This is a genomic window from Superficieibacter sp. (assembly GCF_032071645.1).
Classification (GTDB): Bacteria; Pseudomonadota; Gammaproteobacteria; order Enterobacterales; family Enterobacteriaceae; genus Superficieibacter.
In genome coordinates this window covers 781,700-794,445 of record NZ_DAMAPU010000001.1, presented here as the reverse complement: position 1 = coordinate 794,445, position 12,746 = coordinate 781,700, and the positions used below count along the sequence as shown (strand labels likewise).

Annotated in this window: 11 protein-coding genes and 1 other RNA gene; 6 read left to right on the top strand and 6 right to left on the bottom strand. The window is 53.8% G+C overall.

The features are described from left to right. Positions 1 to 4 precede the first annotated feature (4 nt). Positions 5 to 184 carry a hemin uptake protein HemP gene (hemP, locus tag RT197_RS04050; protein ID WP_312947437.1) on the bottom strand — a complete coding sequence of 60 codons (180 nt, stop codon included), beginning with the start codon at positions 182 to 184 and terminating at the stop codon, positions 5 to 7. Between the two features lie 131 nt (positions 185 to 315). Next, a complete protein-coding gene (gene aroH, locus RT197_RS04045; RefSeq protein WP_312947588.1) occupies positions 316 to 1,362 on the bottom strand; it encodes a 3-deoxy-7-phosphoheptulonate synthase AroH in 1,047 nt (348 codons plus the stop codon). 226 nt (positions 1,363 to 1,588) lie between these two features. Here aroH and RT197_RS04040 point away from each other — a divergent pair, with 226 nt between their 5' ends. Continuing rightward, positions 1,589 to 1,750: a hypothetical protein gene (locus RT197_RS04040; RefSeq protein ID WP_312947435.1), complete on the top strand. Its 162-nt coding sequence runs from the start codon at positions 1,589 to 1,591 to the stop codon at positions 1,748 to 1,750. A gap of 13 nt (positions 1,751 to 1,763) precedes the next feature. Here the strand turns inward: RT197_RS04040 and RT197_RS04035 are convergent, their stop codons facing one another. After that, positions 1,764 to 2,597: a pyruvate, water dikinase regulatory protein gene (locus tag RT197_RS04035; RefSeq protein WP_312947431.1), complete on the bottom strand. Its 834-nt coding sequence runs from the start codon at positions 2,595 to 2,597 to the stop codon at positions 1,764 to 1,766. A 333-nt stretch (positions 2,598 to 2,930) separates the two neighbouring features. Between RT197_RS04035 and ppsA the strand changes: the two genes are divergently transcribed. Then, positions 2,931 to 5,315 (top strand): phosphoenolpyruvate synthase, encoded by a 2,385-nt coding sequence (gene ppsA, locus RT197_RS04030; RefSeq protein ID WP_312947428.1) that lies wholly within the window; start codon positions 2,931 to 2,933, stop codon positions 5,313 to 5,315. Positions 5,316 to 5,366: 51 nt separating this feature from the next. On the opposite strand, the gene rprA is transcribed toward ppsA, so the two are convergent. Both rprA and ydiK read right to left on the bottom strand, forming a co-directional pair. Further along, positions 5,367 to 5,474, bottom strand: an RNA gene (gene rprA, locus RT197_RS04025) — antisense sRNA RprA. Positions 5,475 to 5,675: 201 nt separating this feature from the next. Next, complete coding sequence (ydiK, locus tag RT197_RS04020) at positions 5,676 to 6,788, bottom strand: AI-2E family transporter YdiK (RefSeq protein ID WP_312947426.1); 1,113 nt, start codon at positions 6,786 to 6,788, stop codon at positions 5,676 to 5,678. Between the two features lie 198 nt (positions 6,789 to 6,986). Between ydiK and RT197_RS04015 the strand changes: the two genes are divergently transcribed. From RT197_RS04015 to lpxP, 3 genes are all read left to right on the top strand, one after another. Further along, complete coding sequence (locus tag RT197_RS04015; protein WP_312947424.1) at positions 6,987 to 10,043, top strand: FAD-binding and (Fe-S)-binding domain-containing protein; 3,057 nt, start codon at positions 6,987 to 6,989, stop codon at positions 10,041 to 10,043. After that, positions 10,040 to 10,450, top strand: coding sequence for a 1,4-dihydroxy-2-naphthoyl-CoA hydrolase (menI, locus tag RT197_RS04010; protein ID WP_312947422.1), 411 nt, complete (start codon positions 10,040 to 10,042; stop codon positions 10,448 to 10,450). Before RT197_RS04015 ends, menI begins: the two co-directional genes overlap by 4 nt. 193 nt (positions 10,451 to 10,643) lie before the next feature. Beyond that, positions 10,644 to 11,564: a kdo(2)-lipid IV(A) palmitoleoyltransferase gene (gene lpxP, locus RT197_RS04005; RefSeq protein ID WP_312947421.1), complete on the top strand. Its 921-nt coding sequence runs from the start codon at positions 10,644 to 10,646 to the stop codon at positions 11,562 to 11,564. Positions 11,565 to 11,593: 29 nt separating this feature from the next. Here the strand turns inward: lpxP and iraP are convergent, their stop codons facing one another. Next, the gene (gene iraP / locus RT197_RS04000) at positions 11,594 to 11,929 is read right to left on the bottom strand and encodes an anti-adapter protein IraP (protein WP_312947586.1); all 336 of its coding nucleotides are present in this window, start codon (positions 11,927 to 11,929) and stop codon (positions 11,594 to 11,596) included. A 437-nt stretch (positions 11,930 to 12,366) separates the two neighbouring features. On the opposite strand from iraP, the gene sufA reads away from it, so the two are divergent. Continuing rightward, positions 12,367 to 12,744: a Fe-S cluster assembly scaffold SufA gene (sufA, locus tag RT197_RS03995; protein ID WP_312947419.1), complete on the top strand. Its 378-nt coding sequence runs from the start codon at positions 12,367 to 12,369 to the stop codon at positions 12,742 to 12,744. Positions 12,745 to 12,746: the final 2 nt, after the last annotated feature.

Below are 12,746 nucleotides of genomic sequence, written 5' to 3'. Positions count from 1 at the left end.
GGTATTACTTGGTCAGGATAAGCTTGCCGGATTGCGTTTGGCGCAGTAAATATTGCTGACCCTCATGTTCGATAACCACACGTCCTTCTTCACCCAGCAGGGTGTCACTTTCTATCCGGCGGTCGTCGGGCAGAGGGTGAGGCGTGTGGTTTATGGCGGAGGATGACGTCTCTGTCGGTTGCATACGAAAGATATAAAATAATTATCAATGTTAAAGTGATAATCATTATCATGAATGATGGCGGGAACGGCAAGTGCTATTGTTGGGGGGGGGAGGGATAAGCCAGAAAACCACCGCCGAAGCGGTGGTATGAATCAGAAGCGGCTATCGACCGCGCTGGCGAGTTTCTCTAACAAGCGTTCGCTGTCTTCCCAGCTAAGGCAGGGATCGGTGATGGACTGGCCGTAAATCAACGGCTGGCTGGCGATGATTTTTTGCGTTCCCTCACGCAGGAAACTTTCCGCCATGATCCCGGCGATGGCCGTGGAACCATTACGAATTTGCTGGCAAATATCATCACACACCTCAAGCTGGCGGCGATGCTGCTTCTGGCAGTTGCCGTGGCTGAAATCGACCACCAGTTGTTCCGGCAACTCGAACTCGTGCAGCGTATCGCAGGCGGCGGCAATATCCGTCGCGCCATAATTGGGCTTTTTACCACCCCGCATAATGATATGACCATACGGGTTGCCACTGGTCTGATAAATCGTCATCTGTCCGTTTTTATCCGGCGACAGGAACATATGGCTGGCGCGCGCGGCGCGAATAGCATCTACGGCAATTCGCGTATTGCCATCGGTGCCGTTTTTAAATCCGACCGGGCAGGAAAGCGCGGAGGCCATTTCACGGTGGATTTGGCTCTCGGTAGTACGCGCACCAATAGCGCCCCAACTAATCAAATCGGCAATAAACTGACCGGTAACCATATCAAGAAATTCGGTGGCTGTTGGCACGCCCAGCTCGTTGACCTGAAGTAATAGCTTGCGCGCCAGCTCGATACCATGATTCACGCGGTAGCTGCCGTTCAGATCCGGGTCAGAAATCAGTCCTTTCCAGCCCACGACGGTACGCGGCTTTTCAAAGTAGGTGCGCATCACGATTTCCAGCCGCGAGCTGTATTTCTCGCGCATCGGCTGTAAACGACGGGCATATTCAAGGGCCGCATCCAGATCGTGAATGGAGCATGGACCAATGACCACCAGCAATCGGCGATCTTCTCCGCTAAGGATTTTCTCTATACCGCGACGCGAAGCGGTGACGTGGCTGGCAACTTCCGGCGTAAGCGGATAACGCTGCGCCAGTTCAGCGGGCGTAACAAGGCTGTCGATCTGCGTGGTGCGCAGCTCATCGGTTTTATTCATCATCTGTCTCAAAAATATTGGGCTTCTGCGGCAAACATACCGGGAAGTGATGCGCATCACGATAAACCAATCCCCGACGATTTCAAGTGCAGCAGAAAAGTCTGATGGAAGGGATAGTAACAGTATTTATCGAATCCGTGAACTAGTTTGATAGTACATTCAGGATCTGACCTGCACCAGTCCGTACCACAGAGCGTTGAAAAGATAATTCAGCGAGTCTGCTTCAATGATCCGGCTCAGCGGATTCGTCGCGGTATGCAGCGCAGCGAAAGAGTGTTTTAGCCTTAATTTCGCCCAAATCCAGGGCGAGAAGGGATATCTGAACGTTACCGGCGGGATCAACGGCTGCGCGCAAATTCATCTGCAAACTGCCGATAACCACGTTTAATTTCACCCGGGGATCAGTACATGCGGCGGCTTAATCCCATAATATCGAGAATTTTGGTCGCCATTTCTTCTACTGAATAGTTGGTACTGTTCAGGCACGGGATTTGATGTTTGCGGTACAGCGCTTCGACTTCCGCAACTTCCATTCGGCACTGGCGCATTGAGGCGTAGCGGCTGTTTTCGCGCCGCTCTTCGCGAATGGCGGCCAGTCGTTCAGGATGGATCGTTAAGCCAAAAAGTTTGTGCTGAAGCGGCTTAAGCGCGGCCGGAAGCACGAGGTTATCCATATCATCGGCAATAAACGGATAGTTTGCCGCCCGCACGCCAAACTGCATCGCCAGATACAGGCTGGTGGGGGTTTTCCCACAGCGGGAAACGCCGAGCAGGATCACCTGCGCCTGGTCGAGATTACGCAGCGAAATGCCATCATCATGCGCCAGCGTGTAGTCAATGGCGGCAATACGGGCATCGTATTTCGTCAGATTACCGGGTGTCAGACCGTGCGTGCGGTGGGCAATGGGCGTCGGGTCCAGCTTAAGTTCTTCCTGCAAGGGCGCAACCAGCGCCTGCACAATGTCCTGACAAAACCCTTCGCTTTGCAAAATAATGCTGCGGATTTCCGGGAGCACAATTGAGTAGAATACCAGCGGACGCACGCCGGTTTGCTGGTAAATAGCGTCAATCTGATCTTTCACCGCCCGTGCGCGGCCTTCACTTTCAACGAACGGCAGGGTAATGCTGTTGATCGCCACCGGAAATTGCGACATCACTGCGTGTCCCAGCACTTCAGCGGTGATCGCCGTGCCATCAGAAATATAAAAAACGTGACGATCTACAGTATTATCCATTATATCCATCCCATTATTTTGGCGAATCAACTACCGACCTGAATTAAGTTAAACACATCTCATCAGATTTTGTCCTGCATTTAAAAATGAAATGATGTTTTTATTTTTTATGAAATGTCTGGTTCATTTTTCTTTGCTGGTAATAGACCGGTGGTTCACAAGGGAATCTATCGTAATCAGCGGGTTAGCCTGAAGCGTTAAACACTCCTAAAAAAATAAAAAACCGGTTGCTTGAACGATTCACCGTTTTTTTTAGTGGGGTAAATATGTCAGGATAAATGACGAATCAGTAGATTCTTATCTCTCGCACATAAATCACAAAAGGATTGATCGATGTCCAATAATGGCTCGTCACCGCTGGTGCTTTGGTACAACCAACTCGGCATGAATGATGTAGACAGAGTCGGAGGTAAAAACGCCTCCCTGGGAGAAATGATTACTAATCTGGCGTCGGTGGGCGTTGCCGTGCCCAACGGATTTGCCACGACCGCTGATGCATTTAATCAGTTCCTTGACCAAAGCGGTGTTAACCAGCGCATTTATCAACTGCTGGATGAAACCGACATTGACGACGTCTCCGAACTGGCGAAAGCCGGCGCGCAGATCCGCCAGTGGATAATCGATACCCCGTTCCAGAGCGAACTGGAAGATGCCATTCGTGAAGCCTATGACCAGCTTTCATCCGACGACAGCGACGCCTCCTTTGCCGTGCGCTCATCGGCGACGGCGGAAGATATGCCGGATGCCTCTTTTGCCGGTCAGCAGGAAACCTTCCTCAACGTACAGGGTTTCGATGCGGTGCTGGTCGCGGTGAAGCATGTATTCGCCTCGCTGTTTAACGACCGCGCCATCTCTTATCGCGTCCATCAGGGCTACGATCACCGTGGCGTCGCGCTTTCTGCGGGGGTTCAGCGGATGGTGCGCTCCGACCTGGCGTCGTCTGGCGTGATGTTCTCCATCGACACGGAATCGGGTTTTGATCAGGTCGTCTTTATCACTTCCGCCTGGGGACTGGGTGAAATGGTGGTGCAGGGTGCGGTCAACCCGGATGAATTTTATGTCCACAAGCCGACCCTCGCCGCAGGCCGACCGGCGATTGTCCGCCGCACGATGGGCTCGAAAAAAATCCGCATGGTCTACGCCCCAACCCAGGAGCACGGGAAACAGGTTAAAATTGAGGACGTCCCGCAGGAAAACCGCGACATTTTCTCCCTGACCAACGACGAAGTGCAGGAGCTGGCGCTACAGGCGGTACAAATCGAGAAACATTATGGCCGTCCGATGGACATCGAGTGGGCGAAAGACGGACACACTGGCAAACTGTTTATCGTGCAGGCGCGACCGGAAACCGTGCGTTCGCGTGGGCAGGTGATGGAGCGTTATACCCTGCACGCGCAGGGTAAAATTAAAGCTGAAGGCCGCGCCATCGGACATCGCATCGGTGCCGGTAAGGTCAAAGTGATCCACGATATCAGTGAAATGAATCGTATCCAGCCGGGCGACGTGCTGGTGACCGACATGACCGACCCGGACTGGGAGCCGATCATGAAAAAAGCCGCTGCTATCGTGACAAACCGTGGCGGGCGTACCTGTCATGCGGCGATCATCGCCCGTGAACTGGGTATTCCGGCGGTCGTTGGCTGCGGCGATGCGACGGATCGGATCAAGGATGATGAAGAGGTAACGGTTTCCTGCGCCGAAGGGGATACCGGCTATGTTTACGCCGAGATGCTCGACTTCAGCGTGAAAAGCTCCAGCGTTGATAAAATGCCGGATCTGCCGCTGAAAATTATGATGAACGTCGGCAACCCGGATCGCGCATTTGATTTCGCCTGTCTGCCTAATGAAGGCGTGGGCCTGGCGCGTCTGGAATTCATCATTAACCGCATGATCGGTGTCCACCCGCGCGCGCTGCTGGAGTTTGACGATCAGGATGTCAAACTGCAAAACGAAATTCGCGACATCATTAAAGGTTATGATTCGCCGAAAGAGTTTTACGTCGGACGGCTGGCGGAAGGTATCGCTACCCTCGGTGCCGCATTCTGGCCGAAGCGGGTGATCGTCCGTCTCTCCGATTTTAAATCCAATGAGTATGCCAACCTAGTGGGCGGCGAACGCTACGAGCCGGAAGAGGAAAACCCGATGCTCGGCTTCCGTGGCGCGGGTCGTTACGTCTCCGATAGTTTCCGCGACTGTTTCGCGCTGGAGTGCGATGCGGTGAAGCGGGTGCGTAATGAAATGGGTCTGACCAACGTTGAAATCATGATCCCGTTTGTGCGCACCGTGGAACAGGCGAAAGCAGTCATTGATGAACTGGCGCGTCAGGGGCTTAAACGCGGCGAGCAGGGACTGAAAATCATCATGATGTGTGAAATTCCGTCGAATGCGCTGCTGGCAGAGCAGTTCCTGGAACACTTCGACGGCTTCTCCATCGGTTCCAACGATATGACGCAGCTGGCGCTGGGTCTTGATCGTGACTCCGGCGTGGTTTCTGAATTGTTCGACGAACGCAACGAGGCGGTAAAAGCGCTGCTGTCAATGGCAATCCGCGCGGCCAAAAAACAGGGCAAATACGTCGGTATTTGTGGGCAGGGTCCTTCGGATCATGAAGACTTTGCCGCCTGGTTAATGGAAGAGGGCATCGACAGCCTGTCGCTTAACCCGGACACGGTGGTGCAAACCTGGCTGAGCCTGGCTGAATTGAATAAACAGGTATAGTTTGAAACAAAAATCCCCGGCAGTGATGTCGGGGATTTTTTTATGAATACCATAAAAAAAAGCCCATCATAGGAGATGGGCAAAAGACTACACACAGCAATTCATGTTTCACTCAGGGGATTTCCATGCTTATAAATCAAGGCGTTGATTTATAATCGTGATCTAATCATAAGCATCGGCTCCGGGAGCGTCGATCAGATTCATCTCATTAGTTTAATGAATGTGATGAGTTGGATAACTCTATTCAGGGACGGGGGCAAATACGGGCAATTTACCGCGTGACTGGCTAAACAATTTATTAGCTGCGCTTAACAATGTAAAAAAGCCTGCCGACGGGCAGGCTATAAGAAGGGGTAAAACTTATTCGTCAGCGGGGCCTGGCGCGGGGATATCCTCCAGCACGGTATCAACGCTATCCTGCGGCGGTGGGACCTCTTTCACCCACGCATCAAACAGACGCCAGGAGACGGCCAGCAGTACCGGACCGATAAACAGGCCAATCATCCCGAACGCGATCAGCCCGCCGATGACTCCCGACAGAATCAGGATCATCGGCAGGTCTGCGCCCATGCGGATCAGTACCGGTCGCAGGACGTTATCAATGGTGCCGACCACGCAGCTTATCACCAGCAGCACCGTGCCCCAGGTGGTGTCGCCGCTCCAGTACAGCCAGATAATTGACGGTATCAGCACCGGCAATGGCCCAAGCTGAACCAGGCAGGAGAAAAGCATGACCACGGTGAGAATAGTGGCGTAGGGTACGCCGGAAATGGCCAGCCCGATGCCGCCCAATACGGCCTGCACCAGGGCGGTGACGACCACGCCGAGCGCGACGGCGCGGATGGCCTGCGCGGCCAGGACCACCGCAGCGTCACCACGCCTGGACGCCAGGCGGGTGGCAAAATGACGGAAACCGCGCGCGACTCTTTCTCCCTGCCAGTAGAGCAGGGCGCTGAACAGCAGCATCAGCATACAGTGCATCATAAAGCGGCCAATGTGCGCCGCCTGCCCGACGAACCAGGTGGTGGTGGTGCCGATATATGGCCGGATTTTCGCCATAATCGCAGTGCCGCCCATATCCAGCAGATTGTGCCAGCCGGTATAAAGCCGCTCGCCGACCATCGGAATGCTGTTAAGCCAGTTGAGATCCGGCAGGGTCATTTCACCCGAAGAAATTGAACGAATTAGCGGTACGCCGCTATCAACCACGCTATTCACCAGCAGCGCAATCGGGATGATAAACAGCAGGAACAACAGCAGCGTCATGACCAGCACCGCCAGCGAGCGTCGTCCGAACAGAACGCGCTGTAGACGAATTAATACCGGCCATGTCGCGATAACCACCGTGCCGGCCCAGGCGAAACCGAGAATGAAAGGCTGCACAATCCACAGGCAGGCGACGATCATAAGAGCTAAAAACAGCACCGACAGTAAAATTTGCGGCACATCCCTGGGCTGGTTCAAATTGACCATAACGTAAATTTACCTTTTTTAAACGCCACCATGCGGGCGCGGCATAAAGCTTGACCGCTAATGATACCAGCGATTTCGCCGGACGTTATAGCGCGTAATTCTGTCGGGCGGATAAGAAAAAAATGTGATAAAACGATGAACGCACAACGCAAACGATTAATTCCCTCACATAACAACAGTCAGGCAGGGTCAACGCTAATGATCCCACAGATTTCTCAGGCGCCAGGCGTAGTACAACTGGTGCTGAATTTTTTGCAGTCGCTGGAGCAACAGGGTTTCACAGGTGATACCGCCACCAGTTATGCCGACCGGCTAACGATGGCGACGGATAACAGTATTTATCAGCTTCTTCCCGATGCCATTGTTTTTCCGCGCTCGACGGCGGATGTTTCGCTGCTGGCGCGGGTTGCCGCAGAAGAACGCTTTAAAACATTAGTGTTTACACCGCGCGGCGGTGGTACCGGCACTAACGGGCAGGCGCTGAATCAGGGAATCATTGTTGATATGTCCCGCTATATGAACCGCATCATTGAAATTAACCCGGAAGAGGGCTGGGTGCGGGTCGAAGCGGGAGTGATCAAAGACCAGTTAAACCAGTATCTGAAGCCTTACGGTTATTTCTTCGCGCCGGAACTGTCGACCAGTAACCGCGCGACGCTGGGTGGCATGATCAATACCGACGCTTCCGGTCAGGGATCGCTGGTGTATGGTAAAACCTCCGATCACGTCCTCGGCGTGCGGGCGATTTTAGCCGGTGGCGATATTCTGGATACCCAGCCGATGCCTGTCGCGCTGGCGGAAACGCTGGGCAAAGAACAGTCCGCCTCCGGGCGAATTTACCGCACGGTGTACCAGCGCTGTCGCGAAAACCGTCAGCTCATTCTGGATAAGTTTCCCGGACTGAACCGTTTTCTTACCGGTTATGACCTGCGGCACGTTTTTAATGATGACATGACCGAGTTTGATTTAACGCGCGTGCTGACCGGCTCTGAAGGCACGCTCGCCTTCATTACCGAAGCGCGGCTGGATATCACCCGTCTGCCGAAAGTGCGCCGTCTGGTTAACGTTAAATATGACTCCTTTGATTCCGCGCTGCGCAACGCGCCTTTTATGGTGCAGGCGAAGGCGCTGTCGGTCGAAACCGTCGATTCCAAAGTGCTTAATCTGGCGCGGGAAGATATTGTCTGGCATTCGGTGAGCGAGCTTATCGCCAGCGTGCCGGATAAAGACATGCTTGGGCTGAATATTGTCGAATTTGCCGGTGATGACGAAGCGCTGATCGACAGCCAGGTGAGCGCCCTGTGCGCCGGTCTGGACGGGATGATGGCGCAGGGCACGGGCGGGGTGATTGGCTGGCAGATTTGCAGCGAGCTTGCCGGTATTGAGCGTATCTATGCGATGCGTAAAAAAGCGGTGGGTCTGCTGGGCAACGCCAAAGGCGCAGCCAAACCGATTCCCTTTGCGGAAGATACCTGCGTGCCGCCGGAGCATCTGGCTGACTATATCACCGAGTTTCGCGCGCTGCTCGACAGCCACGGTCTGAGTTACGGGATGTTTGGTCACGTCGATGCGGGTGTTCTGCATGTGCGCCCGGCGCTGGATATGTGCGATCCGCAGCAGGAGATGCTGATGAAGCAGATTTCTGATGAGGTGGTGGTGCTGACGGCGAAATACGGCGGCCTGCTGTGGGGCGAGCACGGGAAGGGCTTCCGGGCCGAATACAGTCCGGCGTTTTTTGGCGAGCAGCTGTATGGCGAGTTGCGCAAAATAAAAGCCGCATTTGACCCGGATAACCGTCTTAATCCCGGCAAAATCTGTCCGCCGGAAGGTCATGATGCACCGATGATGAAAGTGGACGCCATCAAGCGCGGCACTTACGATCGGCAAATCCCAATCGCCGTGCGTAGCGCCTGGCGCGGCGCAATGGAGTGTAACGGCAACGGCCTGTGTTTTAACTTTGATGCCAGAAGCCCGATGTGCCCGTCGATGAAAATCACCAGTAATCGCATTCACTCGCCGAAAGGCCGTGCGACGCTGGTCCGCGAATGGCTGCGTTTGCTGGCCGATCGGGGCATCGATCCGAATCAACTGGAAAAAGAACTGCCGGGGCGACGCGCCAGTTTGCGCACGCTGATCGAGCGCACCCGTAATAGCTGGCACGCGCGTAAGGGCGAATATGATTTCTCGCACGAGGTGAAAGAGGCCATGTCCGGCTGTCTGGCCTGTAAAGCCTGCTCAACCCAGTGTCCGATTAAAATCGACGTGCCGGAGTTTCGCTCGCGCTTTTTGCAGCTTTATCACACACGCTACCTGCGACCCCTTCGCGATCACCTGGTGGCGTCGGTAGAAAGCTACGCGCCGCTGATGGCGCGCGCGCCGAAAACCTTCAACTTCTTTATGAGCCAGCCGTGGATGCGCAGGCTGTCAGAGAAACATATCGGCATGGTCGATCTGCCTCTGCTTTCCGCGCCGTCGCTGCAACAGCAACTGGTCGCTCATCGCTCGGCCAATATGACGCTTGAGCAACTGGAGGCGCTGACGGCTGAGCAAAAAGCGCGGATGGTGCTGGTGGTGCAGGACCCGTTCACCAGCTATTACGATGCGCAGGTGGTGGCGGATTTTGTCCGGCTGGTGGAAAAAGTGGGCTATCAGCCAGTGCTGCTGCCGTTCTCACCGAATGGTAAAGCGCAGCATATTAAAGGATTTATGACCCGCTTTGCGAAAACGGCGCAAAAAACATCGGACTTCCTCAACCGCGTGGCGCAACTGGCGATACCCATGGTTGGCGTCGATCCTGCGCTGGTGCTGTGCTATCGCGATGAATACAAGCAGGTACTGGGCAATCAGCGCGGTGAGTTTCACGTTATGCTGGTGCATGAGTGGCTGGCGCAGGCGCTGACACAGGAAGCACGCGGTGAAGTGAGCGGCGAAGCCTGGTATTTGTTCGGCCACTGCACTGAAGTGACCGCGCTGCCTGGCGCGCCGGGTCAGTGGGCCGCAATTTTTGCTCGTTTCGGCGCGAAGCTGGAAAGCGTCAGCGTCGGCTGCTGTGGAATGGCGGGCACCTACGGTCATGAGGTCAAAAATCACGCTAATTCGCTGGGCATTTACGCACTCTCCTGGCAGCAGGCCATGCAGCGCCTGCCGCGCAACCGCTGCCTGGCTACCGGGTATTCCTGCCGCAGCCAGGTTAAACGTGTGGAAGGGAACGGCGTGCGTCATCCGCTACAGGCGCTGCTGGAGATTATCGGATGATCTGGAAACGCGAAACCACCCTGGACGCCCTCAACGCGATGGGGGCGGAAAATATGGTCGGGCTGCTGGATATTCGCTTCGAAGCGCTTGGTGACGACTATCTGGAAGCGACCATGCCGGTTGACAGTCGCACCCATCAGCCGTTTGGCTTACTGCACGGCGGCGCATCGGTGGTGCTGGCTGAGACCCTCGGCTCGGTAGCGGGTTATCTCTGTACCCAGGGAGAGCAAAAAGTGGTGGGGGTGGAAGTCAACGCCAACCACCTGCGGTCGGTACGCAGCGGGCGGGTGCGCGGGAAATGCCAGGCCCTGCACCTCGGGGGGCGTCATCAGGTCTGGCAAATTAATATTGTTGATGAACAAGGCCGGTTATGTTGCACCTCCCGGCTGACCACCGCCGTGGTATAAGGCACGGGCACACTTCTGAAAAGAAGTGTGCCCGCACGTAATATCCTTTTACTTTTAAAAGCGTATGATATTCTCCGCCCACGGATTTATTCCCTCCTTCAGATGTCCTAGTTAAAACCCGTATCGCGTAACGACTAATGAATTCATTCGTTTCTCCTTTAAGCGCTACACGACTTCCGCTTAAGGAACAAATATGGCTTGTCCACAATTTAAATTATCGTTTCTTCACCCACGCCACTGGTTGACCTGGTTTGGTCTGGGCGTCCTGTGGTTACTGGTCCAGTTACCCTATCCCTTTCTTTTTTGGTTTGGTTCAGCGCTGGGTCGCACCTCGCAGCGCTTTCTTCAGCGCCGGGCTACCATCGCTAACCGTAATCTTGAACTCTGTTTTCCCGGCATGGATGCACCACAGCGTAAATCAATGATCGAGAAGAATTTTGCCTCGCTGGGTATGGCGCTCATCGAAACCGGCATGGCGTGGTTCTGGTCCGATCGCCGGGTACGCAAATGGTTTGACGTGGAAGGGTATCAGTACCTGCTCGACGCCCAGCGTAAGCAAAAAGGCGTTATGGTCGTTGGCGTCCATTTTATGTCGCTGGAGTTGGGGGGTCGCGTGATGGGGCTGTGCCAGCCGATGATGGCGACCTACCGTCCGCATAACAGCGAGGTAATGGAATGGGTTCAGACCCGTGGTCGCTTGCGCTCGAATAAATCGATGATTGACCGCCATAACCTCAAAGGACTGGTCAATGCCCTGAAAGGCGGTGAGGCGGTATGGTTTGCGCCGGATCAGGATTACGGTCCGAAGGGCAGCACGTTTGCCCCTTTCTTCTCGGTACAGAATGCCGCGACGACCAACGGCACCTATGTCATTTCCCGCCTTTCCGGTGCCGAAATTCTGACGATTTCGATGGTACGTAAAGACAGTGGGCGCGGCTACTCATTGCATATCGGGCAGAAAATTGATGATTTTCCGCGCGGCAATGAATTTGAAGCGGCCAGCTATATCAATAAAATGATTGAGCATGAAATTTTGCGCGCGCCAGAGCAGTATCTGTGGATCCACCGGCGTTTTAAAACGCGCCCGGCGGGAGAGTCATCACTCTATTTTTGAGGTAAAACGCGGGGCGATGGCCCCGCGTTTTATTTGTGGTCATCGCCAGACGTGAGGCTTTTCAGCGCCTGCACATCCAGTTCGGCATTGGCGTTGGTGATTAGCTGGGCAAACGACAGAATTTCATTAAATTCATTAAGCAGAATTTCTGCATCTGATTTCAGCGGGCTTTCGGCGAGTTCAATTGCAGTGTTGATGGCTTTTTTAACCGCCTCAATCATTTCTACCACGCCGCCTTCCTTGCTCACGGTGAGTAAAAAAGCACTCAGCAGCAGCGTCTGCGCCTCAACGCGGGCCGTAAGTTGTTTCGTCTCCGCATCCATTTTAGAAATCTTGGCAATCATGCCTAAAATAATGTTTGTCATATTTTCCCCTCTGTTAGCCACAGACTGGCAACGAATAATGCGCCGACAATGACGGTTAACCTCAACATGCGGTGACTGCGGGATTGCGAAGCGGCAGGTCATTATTACACCCTGGCTGCACTCTAACACGGCTTTTTTAGTAGCGTTATTAATCTGTGTCGCATATTTGCCTTTTTTTGATTTCATAAATAGGCATTACCTATACAACTTTTCATCTGTCGCTTTTTAGCGCCGTCTTTTTAATTAGTATTATTTATTATCAATGGGTTAAGTAATTGAGATTCCCCGCAGCGAGTTAATGCAGGGGGTCTATGCTTAATACATGCGCAATGGAATGGTCACTATGGTGAATACCCGCACTGCGAGTGGGTTGAAGTGATAATCATTATCACTAACATAGTATTAACTTTTCCGCCTATTTAACGTGAGGTAGACCTATGGATTTGCATTCCGGGACCTTTGATCCCACGGAGTTTGCCTGGCATGGTCTGACAATGACCCCGGCAGCCGCTGAACATATTCGCCAGCTGGTTAATAAGCAGCCTGGCATTCAGGGGCTGAGGCTGGGTGTTAAACAAACCGGCTGCGCAGGCTTTGGCTATGTGCTGGATACGGTAACTGAGCCGCAGAAAGACGATCTTCTTTTTGAGTCCGAGGGTGCACGCCTGTGGGTGCCCCTGCAAGCGATGCCCTTTATCGACGGGACCGAAATAGATTATGTCCGTGAAGGCTTAAACCAGATCTTCAAATTTCATAACCCGAAAGCGCAACATGAATGTGGTTGCGGAGAAAGTTTTGGGGTGCAGGCGGAATAATT